Source organism: Pseudoduganella lurida (assembly GCF_007830455.1).
In the GTDB taxonomy this organism is placed as follows: Bacteria; Pseudomonadota; Gammaproteobacteria; order Burkholderiales; family Burkholderiaceae_D; genus Rugamonas; species Rugamonas lurida.
Map to the genome: position 1 here is coordinate 213,658 of NZ_VLLB01000001.1, position 21,093 is coordinate 234,750.

Sequence of the window (21,093 nt, forward strand, 5' to 3'; positions counted from 1 at the left end):
CATCCATCCCGGCGCTGCGCCGCGGCGTGTCAACCCATGCCGAAGGCGCCGTGGTCGACGCTCACGGCGCGCCTGCCCAGTTCCGCGGGGATGCGCTCGACATCGTCCAGCAATCCGAGCACGAGCGCGGCCGGATTGCAGCCCAGCGAGGCCCGCAGCCCGGCATACGACGGCATCAGGCGGGCGTGGATGTCGAACACGACCGGGCCCTGCGCGCCCAGGATCACGTCGAGCTCGACATACCCCCACAGGCCGGGCAACGCGGCTGCCACCGCCGCGGCCAGCCTGTCCAGCTCGGGTTCTTCCCCCGCCAGCCCGTTGACCATGCAGCCCAGGCAGTGGAACTGGTTGTCATGCATGGCCACGCGCAGCGCGTTGCGGCTCAGAATGCGGACCGTGCCGGCGCGGCACAGCAGGCACAGGCTGGCCGCCCGGCCGGGGCAGAACGGCTGCAGCACTTCCTTGCCCTGGCCGTGCGCCGCCAGCCAGCCCCGCGCGCTGGCGCCATCCCGGAACAGGCGTGCGGCCGCGCTGCCGGCGCCATCGTCCGGCTTGACCACCAGCGGCAGGTCCAGCGCCAGCGGGTCGTCCGGCGCATGGACAGGCAAGGCTGGCACGCCGGCCTGCAGCAGTGCCGCTGCGGTGCGGCGCCGGCTGGCGGTGATGTGCAGGGCCGCCGGGCTGCTCCCCAGCAGCATACGGCGCCTTCTCAGCACCAGGCGCGCCGCGGATTCCAGCAGGCCGCCGGCCGGTGGCAGCAGCGGCCAGACGGCATCGGCCGCCCGGATGCCGGCCAGCAGGCGCTGTGCGAACAGCGTGCGGCCGCCGTCCGGCGCCGGCGTGACCACCTGCACGCCCGGCACCGCCTGCAGGTCGGCGCAGAGTGTGCTCAGCAGCGATGTGCGGAACAAGGGCGGATGCAAGGGCGTGGCGCGGGAGGTGCCCGCGCCGCTGTCGTCGAATGCAAGCACTTTCAGGACTGGCACGGCCACCTCCGCGAAGGTCGGCGCGGCGGCTCAGCGGCGGCCGTCCGCCACGCTGTCGAGGGTCAGCGTCTCGTCGAGCAGGTCGCCGCCGGCTGCGGCCAGCGCAATCGACGGCGCCGTGAGGGACGTCCTGATCCGGTAGATTCCGCCGGGCAGCCCGTCGCCGAGCACGAACTGGTAGCTCTTGTGCACGAAGCGCTGCAGGCGTTGCGGCAGCGCCGTGTCGCGGTACGGCTGGATGACGATGACGCGCCCCTGATACGACTTGCCGCCGAACGTGAAGCTCTGGGTCGACACGGTCGCGTGCGCGGCGAGGGCCAGCCGGATCTGCCTGCGGAAGTACGAGGCCGCGCCGCCTGTCATGCGGTGCATCTCGGCGATGTCCCGTTCCAGAAAGCCGAGCAGCACGGGATTGCCGTGCGGGTCGTCCAGTGCCGGACCGGGCCACTGCCGCGCGCCGGACAGGAACCGCAGCGTCACGCGCACCGGACCGGCCGGCCCGGCGCGCACGGCGTCCAGCTGGACCTGGTCGTCGAAGCTTTCCTCGGTGCTGGCCACATGGCGGAAGGTGTACGCCAGGTGCGCCGGCGGTTTCAGGCTGGCCAGGTGGTCGGTCTCGAACAGCAGCGTTTCCGCTTCCGAGACGGGCTGGGCGCCGGCCACCATCGGCAGCGACATGCTGGCGGAAAGCAGCAGATGGCGGAGGAGCCGCAGCACGCTGCCGCCTTCAGCGCGCCACCGTCGGCGCGGCAGGCGCTTCCAGCAGCGGCACGCCATAGTCGACGAGGATGGCGTGAATCGCATCGCGGTTCCGGTCGATCAGCCCGTCGATGCGCTCCTTCAGCGCCTGGTCGCCGAAGCGCACGGCCATGGCGATCTCGAAATCCACCTTGAGGCCAGGCTGCGGCGCCAGCGGCACGGCGACGATGCGCCCGCCGGCCGACTGCCGCGCAAAGTAGCCGCCGATCGGTCCCCAGACGAAAGCCACGTCCAGGCGCCCTTCCGCGAGATCCTTTTCCACTATCTCGCCGGGATACTGTTCCGGGTCGCCCGTCTGCGGCGAATAGGACACCATCTGCCCGATCAGGCCGTGTTCCAGCAGCCATTCCGTGACGGGTGACCCGCCAAAGACGCCGAGGCGCAGCGTGGCGCGCCGTGCCGGGTCGAGGGCCAGCAGGTCGTCCAGCCCGTGCACGCTGTCCAGCCCCTTGCCCCGCACGTAGGCCATCGTGTAGGTCGAGCGGTAGTAAGGATGCGTGGTGGCGCCCAGGTCGAAGCCGGTGGCCACGCCAGTGATCAGGTCGCACTTGAAGTGGTCGGCACCCGGCTCCTTCGCGCGCAGGGTGTTGCGGACGAAACCCATGCGCTGCGGGTACCAGGTGTATTCGATGTCCCAGCCCAGCTGCCGGGCGAACAAGGCCGCGATGCGGTTCTCGAAGCCCGCCAGGTCGCGCCGCGAGAACGGCAGGTTGTTCGGATCCTGGCAGACGCGCAGCACGGGCCGCGTGGCCGCGGGCGCATCTGCAGCCTGCGCCGTGGTGACCAGCGCAGCGGCCAGCATAGCGACTTGCGACAGGGCCGGGATCCATCTCATTTGCCACTCTCCTTGCCGCTTTCCTTGTCGATTGCCTGCAGGCGGCCCGGCTTGATGGCGCCGTCCGAGCGGCCTTTCAGGTAGGCGTACAGGTTGTCGATGTTGTCCACCACCTGCTTGCTGCCATCGAAATTGGGCATGCCCTTGTCGATGCGGCCCTGCAGCACGGTTTTCCTGAATTCGTCCGGCGTCAGCACCTTCAGGCTATTCACCAGCGCGGGACCGACGGCGCCTTCCTGCTGGGCGCCGTGGCAGCGTTCGCACGACAGCGCGCGCCAGGTGCGCCAGCCGTTCAAGGTGCGGGCATCGACATGGTCGCCACCGACCACCTGGTACGGCGTCTTGCCGCCGGTGGCATTCGGTTCCGGGACGGCCGGCGCCGCCTGCACGGGGTCCGCGAACCCGGGCACCGCCTGGCAGACGGCAAGGAGGAACAGGGCAAGGCTACGCTTCACGTGAACTCCTTCCATGGCATTACAGGGTCAGGCAGGCCTTTTCGGCTTCGGCCAGCAGCGTTTTGTACCGGCCGGCCATGTCCTTCACATTCTTCGGATCGCGGAACTCGGCGCCCCGTTCGCCCTGCAACGACTGGTAGCGCAGCGCGGCGGACATCGCCACGTAGTCCTCATACGCCAGGCCCGCACCGATGCGGTCGATCACGCAGGAGCATTTGTACAGGTACTCCTGGCGGCCACCGTGCTGGCTCATGCACTCGAGCACATACTCGACCCGGGCGGATGTCGGGAAGTCGTTGTCGCGTACGGGCGCGGCACGCGCCAAAGGCAGGTACAGCACAGCGACGGCCGCAAGCAGCGGCGGAATCCGACCCCGCATCACGCCCCCTGGTACAGCTTGCCGGAAGCCTTGGCCGTGTGCGTGGCGATGGCGTCCATCAGGACCGGCGACAGCACGTCGTAGGGCGGCAGGCCGATCGATTCGAGATGCGCACGCACCTCGCCCATTTTCGCGGGATCGGCACCCGCCTCGATGATCGACGAGACGAAGGCGGCAAAGCCCGGCGGTGCCCAGCCGGTCTCCTTCGACAGCTCGGTGTGCACGAAATCGAGGCCGTAGAAGGCATGCGCCGTGTTCTCGATGCGCCCGTACATGTGCACCCCGCATACCTGGCAGGCATGGCGGCGGATGGTGGCGCTGTCGTCCGTCACCTGGAGCTTCTGCTCGTTGGCGGTCACGGCCACGTTTTCACGCGACACCACGGCGATCTGCGCGAACAGCGCGCCGTCCGGCTTCCAGCATTTTGTGCAGCCGCAGGCGTGGTTGTGGGCGACCTGGCTGCCGATGCGCACGGTGACGGGATCGGTGGTGCAGTGGCAGGTCAGCGTGCCGCCGGCGAAATCGGCATCGGCGGGTGGCGAGCCGGCATCGATGGCGGGATGGATGTGGACGGTCATGGTGGCTCCTTTCGTATTGGCGTAAGCGGTTGGCATAAGCGGTTCGGAGGTCAATTCACGAGGTCAATACCGGAGGTCAATACCGGAGGTCAATACAAGACGACGGAGCGGATCGATTCGCCCCGCTTCATCAGCTCGAACCCTTCGTTGATGCGCTCCAGCGGCAGCGTGTGGGTGATCAGGTCGTCGATATTGAGCTTGCCTTCCATGTACCAGTCGACGATGCGGGGCACGTCCGTGCGGCCGCGCGCGCCGCCGAAGGCCGAGCCCTTCCACTGGCGGCCCGTTACCAGCTGGAACGGCCGGGTGGCAATCTCCTGCCCGGCGGCGGCCACGCCGATGATGAACGACTGGCCCCAGCCCTTGTGCGTGCACTCCAGCGCCTGGCGCATCAGGCCCGTGTTGCCCACGCATTCGAACGAATAATCGGCGCCGCCGCCCGTCAGCTGCACGATGTGGTCCACCACGTCCGGCACTTCCTGCGGGTTGATGAAATCCGTCATGCCGAACTTGCGCGCCATCTCCACGCGGCCCGGGTTGATGTCGATGCCGATGATGCGGTCCGCCCCCACCATCTTCGCGCCCTGGATCACGTTCAGGCCGATGCCGCCCAGGCCGAACACGGCCACGTTGGCGCCCGCTTCCATCTTGGCGGAAAACACCACGGCACCAACCCCGGTCGTGACGCCGCAGCCGATGTAGCAGGCCTTGTCGAACGGCGCATCCTCGCGGATCTTCGCCACGGCGATCTCCGGCAGCACCGTGTGGTTGGAGAAGGTGGAGGTGCCCATGTAATGCAGGATCGGTTCGCCGTCCAGCGAGAAGCGGCTGCTGGCGTCCGGCATCAGGCCGCGGCCCTGGGTGGCGCGGATCGCCTGGCACAGGTTGGTCTTGCGGGACAGGCAGAACTTGCAGTTGCGGCACTCCGGCGTGTACAGCGGGATCACGTGGTCGCCGGCCTTCACGGTCGTGACACCCGGTCCCGTCTCCAGCACGATCCCGGCGCCCTCGTGGCCGAGAATGGCGGGAAACAGTCCTTCCGGATCGGCGCCGGACAGGGTGTAGTAATCGGTATGGCAGATGCCGGTCGCCTTGATCTCGACCAGTACCTCGCCGGCGCGGGGGCCTGCCAGGTCGACCGTCTCGATCGTCAGCGGTGCGCCGGCCTTCCAGGCCACGGCTGCTCGTGTCTTCATCGATGCTCCCTGTCGTGAACGTTGCCGATGGAGCGCCGTGGCGCCCTCGCTGATGGCAATGGCAAGTCGCGTGCCAGCGTGCTTTTACGGCAAAACAGGCATGCGGGCGACGCCGGTTGCGCCGTATCGGACCAGGCGGCAGGAGCACTGTGCCGTTTTTGGATCGTCGCCACGCGAGCCCGGCGTGACAAAGTGTGAGACTTCCGGCGTCATCGCGCTGGCATACTGCGTTCCTGGAAAATACTTTTGGGAAATATCATGACCACGCTGGCAATCATCGCAACGGCCTGTATCGTTCTGGTGTTCCTCTCGCTGTCTGCCGTCGCCGCAAAGCGGCCCGCGACGCGCAAGGCGGGGGGAACCATCGTCGCGAAACAGCCGCTCACGGCGAACGAGCAGCCGATGTACTTCCGGTTGACCCAGGCACTGCCCGATCATGTGGTGCTTTCCCAGGTGGCGTTTTCCGCGCTGCTCACTACCAGGGACCAGGCGACGAGGAACACGTTCAACAGGAAAGTCGCGGATTTCGTGATCTGCACGAAGGCCTTCGAAGTCGTCGCGCTGGTCGAATTGGACGATGCGAGCCACGCCGGCCGCAAGCGCCAGGACGACAGCCGGGATGCCCTGCTCACGCGCGCCGGCTATCGCGTGCTGCGCTATGCGCGCGTGCCGGATGTCGCCACCTTGCAAAAGGACGTGCTGCTTGGCGACGTGGGCGGTTCCCCGATCGGCAACGCCATCGCCGCCTGACGGGTACGGAACTCAACGTCGCATCTAAACGTCACATTGTTGATCGCGGAACCGGCCATGTAACGGAGGGCGCCGGGCTACACTGCGGGGCCTGTCCGCCAACCCATCAGCGAGTCCGCCGCCATGACATCCCGCCGCACGTTCACGATCGCCACCCTCCTCACTGCCGTTGCCGGCTGCGCCGCCACGGGTTCTGCACCGGACAAGGCGCGGCTCTCCATCACCGAGTTCGGCGCCGTGGCCGATGGCGCGCAGGTGAACACGGCAGCCATCCAGGCCGCCATCGACCGCGCGGCGGCCACCGGTGGCGGCACCGTGGTGATACCGACGGGCGTGTTCGTCAGCGGTGCGCTGTTCTTCAAACCGGGCGTTCACCTGCATTTCGACGGGGGCGCCGTGCTGCAATGTTCCACGGACCTGAGCAACTTCCCGCCGCGGCGCACGCGCATCGAAGGCCATTTCGAGGAACGCTTCACGCCGGCGCTGCTCAATGCGGATGGCTGCGACGGCTTCCGCATCACCGGCCAGGGCACGGTCGATGGCGCCGGCCGGCCGGTCTGGGAGCAGTTCTGGAAGCTGCGCAACGCGGCGCCCAATCCCGGCAATTTCCCGAACATCGGCCTGCCCCGCGCGCGGCTGGCGCTGATCGAGAACTCGAAGAACGTCGTCATCGAGGGATTGACCTTCAAGGATTCGCAGTTCTGGAACCTGCACCTGTACAAGTGCGACGACGTGGTGGTGCGCAACAGCCGCTTCCTCGTGCCGGACGACGTGAAGCAGGCGCCCAGCACGGATGGCATCGACCTCGACAGCTGCCGCAACGTGCTGGTGGAAGGCTGCTATTTCTCCGTCACGGACGACTGCATCGCGGCCAAGGGTTCGAAGGGCCCGCGCGCCCACGAGGACAAGGACAGCCCGCCGGTTGAACGCATCCGCGTGCGCAACTGCGAATTCAGGCGCGGCCATGGTGTCGTCACCTTGGGCAGCGAGGCCACGGTGGTGCGCGACGTGCTGGTGGAGAACTGCCGCATCACCGGCCCCGTCACCGTCGCCCGGCTGAAGCTGCGGCCGGACACGCCGCAGCACTACGAGAACATCGTCTTCCGCAACATCACGCTCGATGCGGAGGGCGGCGACCTGATCGCCGTGCTGCCGTGGAGCCAGTACGTGGACCTGAAGGGCCAGCCGCCGCCGCAGTCGGTGGTGCGCAATGTCCAGTTGATCGGCTTCAAGGGCCGCTTCGGCGGGTTCGGCACCGTGAAACCCAATCCGGGCCAGACGACCATCAGCGACATCCTGTTCCGGGACTTCGACGTGCGGCTGAACAAGGGCGAGCTGGTCACGGCGGGCGCTGCCAACCTGCGCTACGACCGGGTCAACGTCAACGGCAAGGCGGTCCGGCAGTAGAACTGATCAACCCGGTGAGCGGTCCAGCCGCTTCATTAAATTGGTCTTGCCAGTCATCCACACATTCCCTACGATAAGCCTGGGTCGGTTGTCCTTTGCCGTCACCCCGTGACGGCAGCCGGGTACTTGCCCAGCCACTTACAATAACGGGAGACAAGATGGAAGATCAGAAATCCGGCGAGGGCAAGATGGCCCCGGGCCGGCGCGCCATGCTCAAGGCCGCAAGCGCCGGCGTGCTGCTGGCGGGTACCACGGCCGTCGCGGCAGTACCCCGCAAGCGCTATGCGGTGGTCGGCGTCGGCTCGCGGTCGCGCATGTTTACGCGTGCGATCACGGACAAGTACAGCGACACCAACGAGATCGTGGCCGTCTGCGACACCAACTCGGGCCGCGCCGCGCTGGCCGCGAAGGTGATTGCCGCCACGGGCACCAGCCAGCCACGCGTCTACAAGGCGGCCGACTTCGACCAGATGATCAGGGAGACCAAGCCGGAATTCGTGATCGTCACCGTCATCGATGCGAAGCACGACGAGTACATCGTCCGCGCGCTGGAGCTGGGCTGCGACGTGATCACGGAAAAGCCGATGACGACGACGGCCGAGAAGGCACAGCGCATCCTCGATGCCGTCAAGCGCACCGGCCGGCACGTGCGCGTGACCTTCAACTACCGCTATTCGCCGCCCCGCACGCAGGTGAAGGATATCCTGATGAGCGGCGAGATCGGCGACGTGCTGTCGGTCGACTTCACCTGGCTGCTCAATACCGTGCACGGCGCCGACTACTTCCGCCGCTGGCACAGCAACAAGGCCAATTCGGGCGGCCTGATGATCCACAAGGCCACCCACCACTTCGACCTGGTGAACTGGTGGCTGGGCGCCCAGCCGGAACAGGTGCACGCGTTCGGCTCGCGCCAGTTCTACACGCCGGCCACCGCGCGCCGCATGGGGCTGCAGAGCCATCACGAGCGCTGCCTGACCTGTCCCGAGAAGAACAAGTGCACGTTCTACTTCGACCTGGCGGCCGATCCCGGGCTGAAGGCGCTGTACCTCGACAACGAGAAGCTGGATGGCTACTACCGCGACCAGTGCGTGTGGCGCCCCGAGATCAATATCGAGGACACCATGAACGTGATGGTCAAGTACGACAACGGCGCCCAGCTGAAGTACGCCCTGTCGGCCTATGACGCGTGGGAGGGTTACCACATCGCCTTCAACGGCACCAAGGGCCGGCTGGAGCACCGCATCGTCGAGAAGGTGGGCGTGGCCGGGGCCAACGAGGTGCAGAGCATGAGCGAGGGTGTCTCCACCCGCGTCATTCCCCTGCGCGGCGCGGCGCGCGACATCGAGCCCTGGACCGGCACCGGCGGCCATGGCGGCGGCGACGATGTGATGCTGAAGGAGATCTTCGGCGCCGCCCCATCGGACAAGTACAAGCGCGTGTCGGATGAACGTGCCGGCGCCTGGTCCTGCCTGGTCGGCGTGGCCGCCAACAAGTGTTTCGAGACGGGGCAGACGGTGAAGATCGCCGACCTCGTCACGGGCCTGACGCCACCGGAGCGCGCGCCGATGCCGTCGCGTACCGCCGCGGTGCCGATGCCGATGCGGGTCAAGATGCCGTAAGCGCTATTGTCGAGTCCGTGCCCCGGTGGCGGCGCCGGGTTTTCGCGGCCCTGACTCCGCGCCGCCTTCCAGGCACGCTGACACGCGCTCATCAGTGCTCGCGAAGCGGGTCTGGTGGCGGCACGCAGTGCTGAGTCCGTGTCACGGTGCCTGGCCCCATGACACGAGCTCGGCCGCAGTGGAGATGTTCCGGGCACGATCACACAAGCTCAGCATTGCTCGCGAAGCCGGTTGCCGTGGCGGCACGCAGTGCTGAGTCCGTGTCACGGTGCCTGGCCCCATGTGACACGAACTCAGCCGCTGTTCGGTTTCAGCTGTCCAGACTGCTGCCGGCGGCCTGGTCCATCGCCCGGCTGATCAGCACGGAGGCGATGCGGCGCTCGATCACTTCCGTGACTTCCAGCCGCAGGCCGTCGATGACGAGCACCTCGCCCACCTTCGGCAGTGCGCCGAAGCGTTCCAGCATGAAGCCGGCCAGCGACGTGTAGTCGTCGGTGGCGCCGCCCAGCGCATCGGAGCCCAGGATCTGCGCCAGGTGGTGCAGGTCGGCCGAGCCGTCCACCTGCCAGCGGTTCGGGCCCAGCACCAGCACGTCCGGCTGCTCGTCCTCGTCGGGGAATTCGCCGGCGATGGCTTCCAGGATGTCGATCGGCGTCACCACGCCCTGGATGGTGCCGTATTCGTCCGCGATCAGCACCAGGGCGCCGTGCGAGCGCTTCAGCGTTTCCATCACCTGCAGCACGCCGGCCGTATCCGGCATCACGATCGGCGGGCGGACGTTGCGCATCAGGTCCGTCTCGCCGCGGGCCAGGTCGGCGACGAGGTCCTTGCCGCGCGCGACACCGACGATGTTGTCCAGCTGGCCGCGGCTGGCCGGGAAGAAGCTGTGCGGCGTGTCCAGCACCTGGGCGCGGATGGTGGCGATGTCGGCATCCAGGTCCACCCAGGAGATGTCGGAGCGGTTCGTCATGATCGAACGCACCGGCCGCTGGGACAGGCTCAGCACGCCGCTCACCATGTGCCGCTCGGCCGTCTCGAACACGGGATCGTCCTCGGCATCCACGGTTTCCGGCGACGGTTCGTCGCGCCGGGCCGCCTGCTTGTCGCCCAGCAGGCGCAGCACGGCGGCGGCGGTGCGTTCACGGAACGGCACCAGCTCGTGCTGGCGGACCAGGTTGCGGCGCGCCAGCTGGTTCAGCGCCTCGATGCCGACCGAGAAGCCGATCGCCGCATACAGATAGCCTTTCGGAATGTGGAAGCCGAAGCCCTCCGCAATGAGGCTGAGGCCGATCATCAGCAGGAAGCTCAGGCACAGCACGACGACGGTCGGGTGGGCGTTGACGAAACGGGTCAGCGGTTTCGAGGCCGTGATCATCACGGCCATCGAAATGATGACCGCCGCGATCATCACGCCCAGTTCGTCCACCATGCCGACGGCCGTGATGACGGAATCGAGCGAGAACACGGCATCGAGCACGATGATCTGGGCCACGACGGCAAGGAAGCTGGCGTACGTGACCGGCCCGCTCTGCACGTGCGTCTGCCCTTCCACCCGCTCGTGCAGCTCGACGGTCGCCTTGAACAGCAGGAAGATGCCACCCAGGAGCAGGATCAGGTCCCGCCCGGAAAACGCCATCGGCCCCACGGAGAACAGCGGCGTGGTCAGCGTGACGATCCATGAAATCACGCTGAGCAGGCCCAGGCGCATCAGCATCGCCAGCGCCAGGCCCACAAGCCGGGCCTTGTCGCGCTGGTGCGGCGGCACTTTCTCGGCAATGATCGCGATGAAAATCAGGTTGTCGATGCCGAGGACGATCTCGAGCACGATCAACGTCAGCAGACCTACCCAGATATTTGGGTCGGCAATCCATTCCATCGCAGGGCTCCTCAAGTGTGGAGCCCGATTGTAACGGATTGGCAATTCGGGGCGCGCCCGCTGGCCGCCGGACGGCCGCCGGCAATGACAGGCCCCCCGCGTGTCAGTATAATCTCCGCCTTCCCCACGGTTTACCCAGGATCCCCCATGTCGCTGCCCGCCCACCATCTCGAACTGCTGTCGCCCGCCAAAACCGCGGAGATCGGCCGCGAGGCCATCCTGCACGGTGCCGACGCGGTGTACATCGGCGGACCGGCCTTCGGCGCCCGCCACAATGCCAGCAATCCGCTGGAGGACATCGCGGCGCTGACGCAGTTCGCGCACCGCTACCGGGCCCGCATCTTCGTGACGATGAACACGATCATGCACGACTCGGAACTGGCGCTGGCGCGCCAGCAGATCTGGCAGCTCTATGAAGCGGGCGTGGACGCGCTGATCATCCAGGACCTGGGGCTGCTGGAAATGGACCTGCCGCCGATCCAGCTGCACGCCAGCACGCAGTGCGACATCCGCTCGGCCGAACGCGCCAAGTTCCTGGGCGACGTGGGCTTCAGCCAGCTCGTGCTGGCCCGCGAGCTGACCATCGAACAGATCAAGAAGATCCGCGCCGAGGTCGACACGCCGCTGGAGTACTTCATCCACGGCGCCCTGTGCGTGGCCTACTCCGGCCAGTGCTACATTTCGCATGCGGACACCGGCCGCAGCGCCAACCGCGGCGACTGCTCGCAGGCCTGCCGCCTGCCCTACACGCTGTCGGACGGCCAGGGCCGCGTGGTCGCATACGAAAAGCACCTGCTGTCGATGAAGGACAACGACCAGAGCCGCAACCTGGAAGCGTTGGTCGACGCCGGCATCCGCTCGTTCAAGATCGAGGGCCGCTACAAGGACATGGGCTACGTGAAGAACATCACGGGCCACTACCGCCTGCTGCTGGACGAAATCCTGGAACGCCGCCCGGAATTCGCGCGCGCCTCCAGCGGTCGCACGCAGGTGCTGTTTACGCCGAACGTGGAGAAGAACTTCAACCGCGGCCACACCGACTACTTCGCCACCGGCCGCCAGGACGATATCGGCGCCTTCGATTCGCCGAAGTACCTGGGCGTGAAGCTGGGCACCGTCACGAAGCTGGGCGGCGACCATTTCGAGCTGCTGACGGATGCGCCGATGGCCAATGGCGACGGCCTGAACTACATGGTGAAGCGCACGCCGGCCGGCATCCAGGCCAATACGGTGACCAAGCTGGACGACACGCCGGACGGCCAGCGCTGGCGCGTGTTCCCGAACGAGCCGATGAACACCCTCGCCGGCCTGAAGGTCGGCACGGAAGTGCATCGCAACCGCGACCATCACTGGGAAGCGGTACTGAACAAGAAGTCGTCCGAGCGGCGCGTGGGCGTGTCGCTGCGCCTGGCCGAGATCGCGGGCGGCCTGCGCCTGGACGTGTCGGACGAGGACGGCATCCACAGCAGCGCCGAGACCCTGCTGGCACTGCAGCCCGCCCAGCAGGCCGCACAGGCGGAGAGCTCGCTGCGCACCAGCCTGGGCAAGCTGGGCAACACGATGTTCGAGGTGCAGGGCATCGAGCTGGCGCTGTCGCAGCCATGGTTCGTGCCGAACGGCGCCATCAATGCGCTGCGCCGCGATGCGGTCGCCGCCCACGAAACGGCACGCCTGAAGGCCTGGGAACGTCCGCAGCGCAAGGCGGCCGTCGAACCGCCGGCCGTGTACCCGGAAACGCAGCTGTCGTACCTGGCCAACGTCTACAACGAGAAGGCGCGCGCGTTCTATCACAAGCACGGCGTGCAGATGATCGCCGCCGCCTACGAGGCGCACGAGGAGCCCGGCGAGGTGTCGCTGATGATCACCAAGCACTGCCTGCGCTTCTCGTTCAACCTGTGCCCGAAACAGGCCAAGGGCGTGCAGGGCGTGCAGGGCCAGGTGAAGGCCGAGCCGATGACGCTGGTCTCCGGCGACGAGCGCTACACGCTGCGTTTCGACTGCAAGCCGTGCGAGATGCACGTGGTGGGCGCGATGAAGCAGAACATCCTGCAGTCGCCGCCGCCCTCCGCCGTGCCCTACAGCCCGCTGGTGTTCCACAAGCAGCGGCCGCGCGCCTGATCAAGCGGCCGGGCCGAAGCTAAAGCGCGCCGCTCGGCTGGTACGGCGGGAGCGGCCGGCCGATGCCGGCGGCACCCCGGCTCGATGCCGTCGCGCAGGCGGCAATCACGGCGGCGATCGACAGCAGCATCAGCATCTGGCGTTTCATGGCGGCTCCTCATGGCGGACCGTCCACTGTCGGGCATACACGCCATGCGGTCAATTTCCAATTGGAAATAGCTTTATCTACGTCAATGGGTGCGAGCGGCCCATCCTGTGGCTATAATTGCCGCGCCATCAATATTGACGAGGATCGGATGAAACAAGCACTGCTGGGCGCCGCGCTGGCCGCCACTTCCCTGCTCGCGCACGCGAATCCGTTCACGTGGATCGAGTCCGAACCGAAGAGCGAGCTGTGGGTGAATCCGGGGTTCTATTCCTACCACTTCCAGCGCGACAAGGGCTTCGACGACACCAATCCGGGCCTGGGTGCCGAATACCGTTTCTCCAGCGTGGCCTCGGCCACCGTCGGGCGCTTTCACAACAGCGACCGGGCAATGTCGAACTATGCCGGCATCTACTACCAGCCCATCGCGCTGGGGCCGCTGCGCCTGGGCGCCGTGGTCGGCGGCTTCGACGGGTATCCGAAGATGCGCGATGGCGGCTGGTTCCTCGCTGCCATCCCCACGATCAGCCTGGAGTACCAACGGGTCGGCGTGAACTTTGCTATCGTTCCGACCTACAAGGACCGCCTGCACGGCGCCCTCGCCATCCAGCTGAAGTTCAAGCTGTTCTGACGGCGCGCTGGCGCCGTGCCGTCCACCGGGCGGCCGATGCAACGTTAGAGCTGACATGAACAACATCGCATCCCAGGAACGAAGGCACGTCGCGCCCGACGCCGGTCCGGACGGTTTTTCGGCCGAGCTCGTGCGCCTGGCCGGCTACCTCTGCGGCAAGCCCGTGCCGGCCGACGCGCTGGCCAGCGAAGCCGCGCTGCTGTCCCACGCGCCACCGGCCATGAGCGCGGAACACCGGCAGGCGCTGGCCGACCTGGCTGCCAGCGCCGCGGTCCAGCAGTCGCTGCGCCGCCGCCTGTCGCGCGCCGAAGGGTTTCTGTCCGGCTTTGCCGACCACTCGCCTTCGCCCCTGTGGATCAAGGACCGGGCCGGCAGCTACGTGATGGGCAATGCGGCGCTGAGCGGCTTTTTCGGCGTGCCGACGGTGATCGGCATGGACGACAGCCACTTCTGGCCGGAAGACCAGCGCCGCAGCCTGGTCGAGCAGGACCGCGCCGTGCTCGATCACGGCGAGATCATCAAGGCGATGGAAACGTCGCACGACGGCAGCCGCCACTGGCTGGTCCACAAGTTCCCGATCGATGTCGATGGCGAGCCCTTCCTGGGCGGCACCGCCATCGACATGACGAAGGAAGTGGAAAAGGAACGGGCGCTGATCCGCCACGACAATTTCTACGTGCTGCTGTCCCGCCTGTCCGCCATCGTGTCGCGGGCCCGCACGTTGGAGCAGTTGTGTCTCGACACCTGCCGCGTCGCCGCGCACCAGCCGGGGCTCGACCTGGTGGAGATCGGCCGCGTCGACGATGCCTCTGGCGGCCTGAAGCCATTCACGTCGATGGGACCCGACGGTGTCGAACACCGGTGGCACGCGGGCGATCCGCTGGGGGACTGGGCACCGCCCGCGCTGGCTGTCACGGCCGTTGCCACCAGCAGCCTGCAATTCTCGAACGAAGCCGATGGCAACGGGTCCTGCATGGCGATTCCCCTGTGCGTGAACGGCAAGTGCTGGGGCGTGATCGCGTTCCATTCGCCGCGCCGGGATTTCTTCGATGCCTTCTACCGCGAACGGGCGCTCGAACTGGGTAACGAGCTCAGCTTCGGCATCGAGCGCCTGCTCAATGCCCAGGAGCTGTTCCGCCTGGCGCGCACCAACGCCCTCTCCGGCCTGCCGAGCCGCCTGCGCTTCGACGAGGAGATCGCGGCACTGGCCGCCGCCAGTGCCAGCGGCACCGTGCTGCTCGTGAACATCAACCGGTTCGACGAGATCAGCTCCGCCTATGGCAACACGGCCGCGATCGGCCTGATGCGGCAGGTGGCTGGGCGGCTGCGCGGCGCGGTGGCCGAGCGCATGCTGCTGTCGCACGTGGGCATCGGCCGCTTCGCCCTGTTCTATCCGATGGAGGAAGTGCTGGCGCCGCACAGCTACGCGCGCGACACGATCATCCCGCTGCTGGAAGGCTCCTACCAGGTGGACCAGCACAAGATCTGGTGCACGGTGAACGTGGGCGCGGCGATGCTGCCGGAGGATGGCACCAGTGCCGATGAACTGCTCGTGAAAGCGTGGGATGCGCTGGCCAATGCCCGCAACCAGGACGAGCTGATCGGCTTCTACGACCGCGATGCCGACCAGGCGATGGCGCAGCAGATCAGCCTGGAAGCGGAGCTGCGCGAAGCCCTGGCGCTGGACCAGTTCGAAACCTTCTACCAGCCGAAGGTGGACCTCAAAACGGGCAAGCTGGCCGGCGCCGAGGCGCTGCTGCGCTGGCGTCATCCCACCCGCGGCATCGTCCAGCCAACGGAGTTCGTGCCGGTGCTGGAACGCAGCGGGCTGGTGATCGAGGTGGGCCGGCGCGTCATGCAGCAGGCGATGGAGGACTGGAAGCGCTGGCACGACGAAGGGCTGCAGCCGCCGCAGATCGCCGTCAACGTCGCCCCGGCGCAGTTCCGCTGCGATTCGCTGTTCGACAATATCGAACGTGCGCTGAACACGGCCGGCGCCGCGCTGCATCCGCTGCAGATCGAAGTGACGGAAAGCAGCCTGGTCTCCGACCACCGCCGCGCCGTCGACATCCTCACCCGCGTGCGCGAGCTGAACGTGCCCGTCGCCGTGGACGATTTCGGTACCGGTTACTCGTCGCTGGCCTACCTCGTCACGCTGCCGGTCGACATCCTGAAGATCGACCGGTCCTTCGTCATCCGCATGGCGCAGGATGCCGGCTACATGGCGCTGGTGCAGACCGTCGTCACGCTGGCCCACAACCTGGAGATGAAGGTGGTGGCCGAAGGCGTCGAAACGGCCGAGGAAGCCAAGCTGCTGCGGCTGCTGCGCTGCGAGTACGGCCAGGGCCACCTGTACGGCAAGGCCATGTCCGCCGACGACTTCTCCCAGCTCATGCGGCGCTGAATCAAAGCCGAGCCTACAGCCGAGCCCGTGTCCACCTTGGGGTCAGACCCCGACATGGACACGGGCTCGGCCGCTAGCAACAACGGGGTCAGTCACGAAAGTTGACAGGGACTCAGCTGTAGGAGCCGACAGAGCCTGGTTACGGCTCAGCCCGTGTCAACAAACGTGACTGACCCCGAAGTTGACACGAGCTCGGCGCTAGCGGCTAGGCGCGGCCGCGGCCCACGGCGATCTGCTCGAGGATGTGCTTCGGCACGGCGGCGTAGTGCTTGAACTCCATCGTGTACGTGGCGCGGCCCTGGGTGAGCGAGCGCAGCGTGGTCGAGTAGCCGAACATCTCCGCCAGCGGGACAAGCGCGCGGATGAGCTTGGCGCCGCCGCCGGGGATCTCGTCCATGCCCTGCACCATGCCGCGGCGTGTCGTCAGGTCGCCCATCACGTTGCCCATGAATTCCTCGGGCGTCTCGACCTCCACGTCCATCATCGGTTCGAGCAGCTGCGGGTCGGCGCGGCGCATGCCGTCCTTGAAGGCCATCGAGCCGGCCATGCGGAACGCGTTCTCGTTCGAGTCCACGTCGTGGTACGAACCGAAGGTGAGCGTGGCGCGCACGTCCACCACCGGGTAGCCGGCCAGCACGCCGGCGCGCAGCGTTTCCGTGATGCCCTTGTCGACCGCCGGGATGAATTCGCGCGGCACCACGCCGCCCTTGATCGCATCGACGAATTCATAGCCCTTGCCCGGCTCCAGCGGCTCCAGTTTCAGCACCACGTGGCCATACTGCCCCTTGCCGCCGGACTGCTTGATGAATTTTCCTTCCACATCCGACACGGCTTTCTGGATCGTCTCGCGGTAGGCGACCTGCGGCTTGCCGACCGAGGCCTCGACGCCGAACTCGCGCCGCATGCGGTCCACCAGGATCTCCAGGTGCAGCTCGCCCATGCCGGACATGATGGTCTGGCCCGATTCCTCGTCCGTGTGCACGCGGAACGACGGGTCTTCCTGCGCAAGGCGGTTCAGCGCGATGCCCATCTTCTCCTGGTCGGCCTTGGTCTTCGGCTCGACCGCCTGCGAGATCACGGGTTCCGGGAACACCATCTTCTCCAGCACGATCACGTGCGCCGGGTCGGACAGCGTGTCGCCCGTCGTCACCGCCTTCAGGCCCACGGCCGCCGCGATGTCGCCCGCGAACACCTCCTTGATCTCTTTTCTCTCGTTGGCATGCATCTGCAGGATGCGCCCGAGCCGCTCCTTCTGGCCCTTGACCGGGTTGTAGACGGTGTCGCCCGAATTCACCACCCCGGAATACACGCGGAAGAAAGCAAGCTGGCCAACGAACGGGTCGGTCATGATCTTGAACGCCAGCGCGGCGAACGGATCCGTGTCGGTCGGATGGCGTTCGATGGCGTTGTCGTTCTCGTCGTGGCCGGCGATGGCGGGAATGTCCACCGGCGACGGCAGGTACTCGATCACCGCGTCCAGCATCGCCTGCACACCCTTGTTCTTGAACGCACTGCCGGCCAGCATCGGCACGATCTCGTTGCGGATGGTGCGGGCACGCAGGGCCGCCTTGATCTCGGCTTCCGAGAACGTTTCGCCGTTCAGGTATTTTTCCGTCAGCTCGGGCGTGGCCTCGGCGGCCGCTTCCACCAGATGGTCGTGCCACTTCTGCGCCAGCGCCTGCAGCTCGGCGGGAATCGGCTCGTAGGTGAAATGCACGCCCTGGCTGGTGTCGTCCCAGATGATGGCCTGCATCTTCACCAGGTCGATCACGCCCTGGTAGTGGTCCTCCGCGCCGACCGGGATCTGGATCGGCACCGGATTGCCCTTCAGCCGGTCGCGGATCTGCTGCTCGACGCGCAGGAAGTCCGCACCAACCCGGTCCATCTTGTTGACGAACGCGATGCGCGGCACCTTGTACTTGTTGGCCTGGCGCCAGACCGTCTCGGATTGAGGCTGCACGCCGCCCACCGCGTCGTACACCATGACGGCGCCATCGAGCACGCGCATCGAACGCTCCACCTCGATCGTGAAGTCCACGTGGCCGGGGGTATCGATGATGTTGATGCGGTGCTCGGCGAAGTTGCCGGCCATCCCGCGCCAGAACGCGGTGGTGGCGGCGGACGTGATGGTGATGCCGCGCTCCTGCTCCTGCTCCATCCAGTCCATCGTGGCCGCGCCGTTGTGCACCTCGCCGATCTTGTGATTGACGCCGGTGTAGAACAGGATGCGCTCGGTCGTGGTGGTCTTGCCGGCGTCGATGTGGGCGCTGATGCCGATGTTGCGGTAGCGCTCGATGGGGGTCTTGCGGCTCATATGGTTCTCCTGGAGCGGCGCGGCCAGGCCTCGAAGAACCTGGCGGTGCCGGTGATTCTAACAGTAAGGGTTGGTAGTTTGGGTTGAGATTCTTTTTGTCAAGCCAGCCGTGCGACCGCTTGCGGCCGCCTTGCCTATACTGCACCCTGCCCGATTTTCTCAAACACAAGATCATGACCATGAAATTCCGCCTTGCCCCCTGCCTTTCGGCCCTGCTGGCCATCTCCCCTTGCGCAGTCCTCGCACAGAACACGCCACCGACGATGGAGCAGGACCTCGCCAAGTGCGCGCTGCTGGGCGACCCCACGCAGCGGCTGGGCTGCTACGACGTGCTGGGGAACCGCCCCGCACCGGACGCCACGTCCGCCACGGCCGCCACCGACTCGAAGGACCAGCAGCAGGGCGCTTTCCCTGGCGGACCGGTCGCCAAGCCCGTCGACAGCGCTGCCGCCGCCGGCGGCGAGCAGATCGTCTCGCGGCAGATTCCGCTGTGGGAGCTGGACCAGGACAGCAAGCGCGGCGTGTTCAACCTGCGTCCGCACCGCGACAACTACCTGCTGCTGGCGAACTACAGCAACAGCACCAACGAGGCGCCGTTCGAGGACGTGACGCCGGGCGGCCTGAAGTCGAAGCACGTGGAGCTGGCCTACCAGCTGTCGTTCAAGATGAAGATGCTCGAATCGATCGCGAACTCGCCGGTGGACCTGTGGTTCGGCTACACGCAGCAGAGCTTCTGGCAGGCGTACAACCGCAGCGAGTCGAGCCCGTTCCGCGAAACCAACTACCAGCCGGAGATCATGGCGATCACGCCGATCGGCAAGAACCTGGCCGGCATCGATTTCCGCTATGCCGGCATCGGGGTGGTGCACCAGTCGAACGGCCAGTCCGGCACGCGCTCGCGCAGCTGGAACCGCGTGTATGGGGAGCTGGGTGCCGAGTACGGCAAGCTGGCGGTGACGGCGCGCGCCTGGAAGCGCCTCGACAACGACAAGTCGGACAACGACAACCTGGACATCACCGACTTCATGGGCCATGGCGACGTGCGCGTGACCTACCGCGACGACGGTACCGAGTACTCGCTGCTCGCCCGCCGCAACCTGCACACCGACCACGGCGCGCTGCAGCTGGGCTACGCCTTCCCGCTGCGCGCGAACCTGAAGGGCTACCTGCAGTTCTTCTCCGGCTATGGCCAGAGCCTGATCGACTACAACTACTCGCAGATCTCGCTGGGCGGCGGCTTCACCGTCGACTTCTAAGCCGCCGATGCAATTGCTGTGTCCTGGTGCCAGGCACCAAGACACGGTCCCTGCCGTCATCCCTATGTCCTGGTGCCAGGCACCAGGACACGTCTCGGCTTCCTACCGCCGCCCGCCGCCAAGCACCCTCGCCGGCAGCAGGATGATGGCCCGCAGCAGCTCGAACACGGCCTCGACACCGAAGCCGATCAGGCGGAACGGCAGCAGCACGAGCCAGACAAGCGGATACAGCAGCAGGGCCAGCAAAGCCAGCGGCCAGCAGACGAACAGCAGAATCAACCAGAGTATGAAGCCGAACATGGAGTCCTCGCGATCAGTGAGGCTCCATGGTGCCGGTGCGCCCGCACGCAGGCAACCGCGGTGCGATGGACGGCAGATAAGCCGGTGTGAACGGTGCCGTCGCGGCTCAGGCGTACGCCATGACCTGCGGCTGCAGTGCCGCCCGATACAGCACGGAGGCGTGCAGCTTCGCCTGCAGCGACGGGATCGACCCGCCGGCGCGGTAGGCAAACCTCACCTGCAGCACATCGCCGCGCTGCACCGCAACCGGCGTGGCCAGTGGCAGTGCCATGTAGTGGTTCAGCCAGTCGATGGTCGTGGCGCGCTCCTGCACGACGGAGAGGATGTTCTTGGTGATGAAGCGGATCGCACTGACCGTGCCGTCGCGGTCGATCACGAACTTGCCCTGCCAGTCGTAGCTGGCGTCGTTCGGCTGGGTGAAGTCGGTCACGGAATACACGGCCGGCTGGGCCATCTCCACCGTGCCGGACTGCGGCACGCCGGGCTGCTGGAACTGCACGATCGGCGCGTGGAAACCTTCGAAGTCATACTCCTGCTGCAGCGGCTGGGCCGCCATCAGCACCGCCTCCGGCAGGAAGACGGGCAGCTCGCCGCCGAACTTCTGCAGGTAGCGGCGCTTGAACGATTCGATCACTTCCACCTGCTTCTCGCGCAGCATCGCCACGTGGATCATCTCGCAGATGACCACATCCACGGGCTCGGGCGGCAGGTATTCGAACGCATCCGCATGGATCACCTCCACCTTGTGGCCGCCGCGGTTCAGCGCCAGGAAGCGGCGCGCCTCCTGCACCATGTCCGGATTGAAGTCCACGCAATAGACCTTTTCGGCCCGCTGCGCCGCGAAGAACGACAGCGCCCCCGTCCCGCCGCCCAGTTCCAGCACCTTCATGCCGGGCTTGACGACGTGGTCGATGGCGGTCCGGAACGCATGCATGCGGTTGGTATCCATCAGCATGTTGTGATGGTAGTGGACCGGGATGAACTGGCCCAGGTAGCAGCTTTCGAGTTCGCGTTCGGACAGCATGGCATTTCCTCATTGTGACGTGATCACATTATCGGCAATGCCCGCCCGGGTCGAAGCGTCG

At 66.7% G+C, this 21,093-nt stretch carries 19 protein-coding genes; 7 read left to right on the top strand and 12 right to left on the bottom strand.

Going from position 1 to position 21,093, the window contains the following annotated elements:
* Positions 1-29: 29 nt before the first annotated feature.
* The 7 genes from IP91_RS01035 to IP91_RS01065 all read right to left on the bottom strand — a co-directional run bounded on the left by IP91_RS01035 (position 30) and on the right by IP91_RS01065 (position 5,188).
* A complete protein-coding gene (locus IP91_RS01035; RefSeq protein WP_145646891.1) occupies positions 30-986 on the bottom strand; it encodes an ATP-grasp domain-containing protein in 957 nt (318 codons plus the stop codon).
* A 30-nt stretch (positions 987-1,016) separates the two neighbouring features.
* Positions 1,017-1,703 (bottom strand): hypothetical protein, encoded by a 687-nt coding sequence (locus IP91_RS01040; RefSeq protein WP_145646893.1) that lies wholly within the window; start codon positions 1,701-1,703, stop codon positions 1,017-1,019.
* Between the two features lie 10 nt (positions 1,704-1,713).
* Positions 1,714-2,580: a quinoprotein dehydrogenase-associated putative ABC transporter substrate-binding protein gene (locus IP91_RS01045; RefSeq protein WP_199754463.1), complete on the bottom strand. Its 867-nt coding sequence runs from the start codon at positions 2,578-2,580 to the stop codon at positions 1,714-1,716.
* On the bottom strand, positions 2,577-3,035 hold the full coding sequence (locus IP91_RS01050) for a c-type cytochrome (RefSeq protein WP_229473722.1): 459 nt from the start codon (positions 3,033-3,035) through the stop codon (positions 2,577-2,579). Before IP91_RS01050 ends, IP91_RS01045 begins: the two co-directional genes overlap by 4 nt.
* A gap of 19 nt (positions 3,036-3,054) precedes the next feature.
* Positions 3,055-3,414, bottom strand: a complete 360-nt coding sequence (locus IP91_RS01055) for a hypothetical protein (RefSeq protein ID WP_199754464.1) — start codon at positions 3,412-3,414, stop codon at positions 3,055-3,057.
* Positions 3,414-3,992, bottom strand: a complete 579-nt coding sequence (gfa, locus tag IP91_RS01060; RefSeq protein ID WP_145646897.1) for an S-(hydroxymethyl)glutathione synthase — start codon at positions 3,990-3,992, stop codon at positions 3,414-3,416. The genes IP91_RS01055 and gfa overlap by 1 nt, the downstream gene beginning before the upstream one ends.
* Positions 3,993-4,081: 89 nt before the next feature.
* On the bottom strand, positions 4,082-5,188 hold the full coding sequence (locus IP91_RS01065) for an S-(hydroxymethyl)glutathione dehydrogenase/class III alcohol dehydrogenase (RefSeq protein ID WP_145646899.1): 1,107 nt from the start codon (positions 5,186-5,188) through the stop codon (positions 4,082-4,084).
* A gap of 258 nt (positions 5,189-5,446) precedes the next feature.
* On the opposite strand from IP91_RS01065, the gene IP91_RS01070 reads away from it, so the two are divergent.
* From IP91_RS01070 to IP91_RS01080, 3 genes are all read left to right on the top strand, one after another.
* Positions 5,447-5,938, top strand: coding sequence for a DUF2726 domain-containing protein (locus tag IP91_RS01070; protein WP_145646901.1), 492 nt, complete (start codon positions 5,447-5,449; stop codon positions 5,936-5,938).
* A gap of 123 nt (positions 5,939-6,061) precedes the next feature.
* Complete coding sequence (locus tag IP91_RS01075) at positions 6,062-7,345, top strand: glycoside hydrolase family 28 protein (RefSeq protein ID WP_145646903.1); 1,284 nt, start codon at positions 6,062-6,064, stop codon at positions 7,343-7,345.
* Positions 7,346-7,503: 158 nt separating this feature from the next.
* A complete protein-coding gene (locus IP91_RS01080; RefSeq protein ID WP_145646905.1) occupies positions 7,504-8,964 on the top strand; it encodes a Gfo/Idh/MocA family protein in 1,461 nt (486 codons plus the stop codon).
* Positions 8,965-9,274: 310 nt separating this feature from the next.
* Here the strand turns inward: IP91_RS01080 and IP91_RS01085 are convergent, their stop codons facing one another.
* The gene (locus IP91_RS01085; RefSeq protein ID WP_145646907.1) at positions 9,275-10,840 is read right to left on the bottom strand and encodes a TerC family protein; all 1,566 of its coding nucleotides are present in this window, start codon (positions 10,838-10,840) and stop codon (positions 9,275-9,277) included.
* Between the two features lie 147 nt (positions 10,841-10,987).
* On the opposite strand from IP91_RS01085, the gene IP91_RS01090 reads away from it, so the two are divergent.
* Positions 10,988-12,958 (top strand): peptidase U32 family protein, encoded by a 1,971-nt coding sequence (locus IP91_RS01090; protein ID WP_145646910.1) that lies wholly within the window; start codon positions 10,988-10,990, stop codon positions 12,956-12,958.
* Positions 12,959-12,977: 19 nt separating this feature from the next.
* Here the strand turns inward: IP91_RS01090 and IP91_RS26595 are convergent, their stop codons facing one another.
* Positions 12,978-13,106 (bottom strand): hypothetical protein, encoded by a 129-nt coding sequence (locus IP91_RS26595; protein ID WP_259772434.1) that lies wholly within the window; start codon positions 13,104-13,106, stop codon positions 12,978-12,980.
* A 148-nt stretch (positions 13,107-13,254) separates the two neighbouring features.
* Between IP91_RS26595 and IP91_RS01095 the strand changes: the two genes are divergently transcribed.
* Positions 13,255-13,734, top strand: coding sequence for a hypothetical protein (locus tag IP91_RS01095; protein WP_145646912.1), 480 nt, complete (start codon positions 13,255-13,257; stop codon positions 13,732-13,734).
* Positions 13,735-13,789: 55 nt separating this feature from the next.
* Positions 13,790-16,138, top strand: a complete 2,349-nt coding sequence (locus IP91_RS01100; RefSeq protein ID WP_145646914.1) for an EAL domain-containing protein — start codon at positions 13,790-13,792, stop codon at positions 16,136-16,138.
* Between the two features lie 205 nt (positions 16,139-16,343).
* Here IP91_RS01100 and fusA read toward each other — a convergent pair whose 3' ends face one another.
* Entirely contained in the window at positions 16,344-18,452 is a 2,109-nt protein-coding gene (gene fusA, locus IP91_RS01105) for an elongation factor G (protein ID WP_145646916.1), read from the bottom strand.
* A gap of 179 nt (positions 18,453-18,631) precedes the next feature.
* Here fusA and IP91_RS01110 point away from each other — a divergent pair, with 179 nt between their 5' ends.
* Positions 18,632-19,708, top strand: a complete 1,077-nt coding sequence (locus IP91_RS01110; protein ID WP_145646918.1) for a phospholipase A — start codon at positions 18,632-18,634, stop codon at positions 19,706-19,708.
* 102 nt (positions 19,709-19,810) lie between these two features.
* On the opposite strand, the gene IP91_RS01115 is transcribed toward IP91_RS01110, so the two are convergent.
* Positions 19,811-20,008 (bottom strand): hypothetical protein, encoded by a 198-nt coding sequence (locus IP91_RS01115; protein ID WP_145646920.1) that lies wholly within the window; start codon positions 20,006-20,008, stop codon positions 19,811-19,813.
* Between the two features lie 106 nt (positions 20,009-20,114).
* Positions 20,115-21,032: a class I SAM-dependent methyltransferase gene (locus IP91_RS01120; RefSeq protein WP_145646922.1), complete on the bottom strand. Its 918-nt coding sequence runs from the start codon at positions 21,030-21,032 to the stop codon at positions 20,115-20,117.
* Positions 21,033-21,093: the final 61 nt, after the last annotated feature.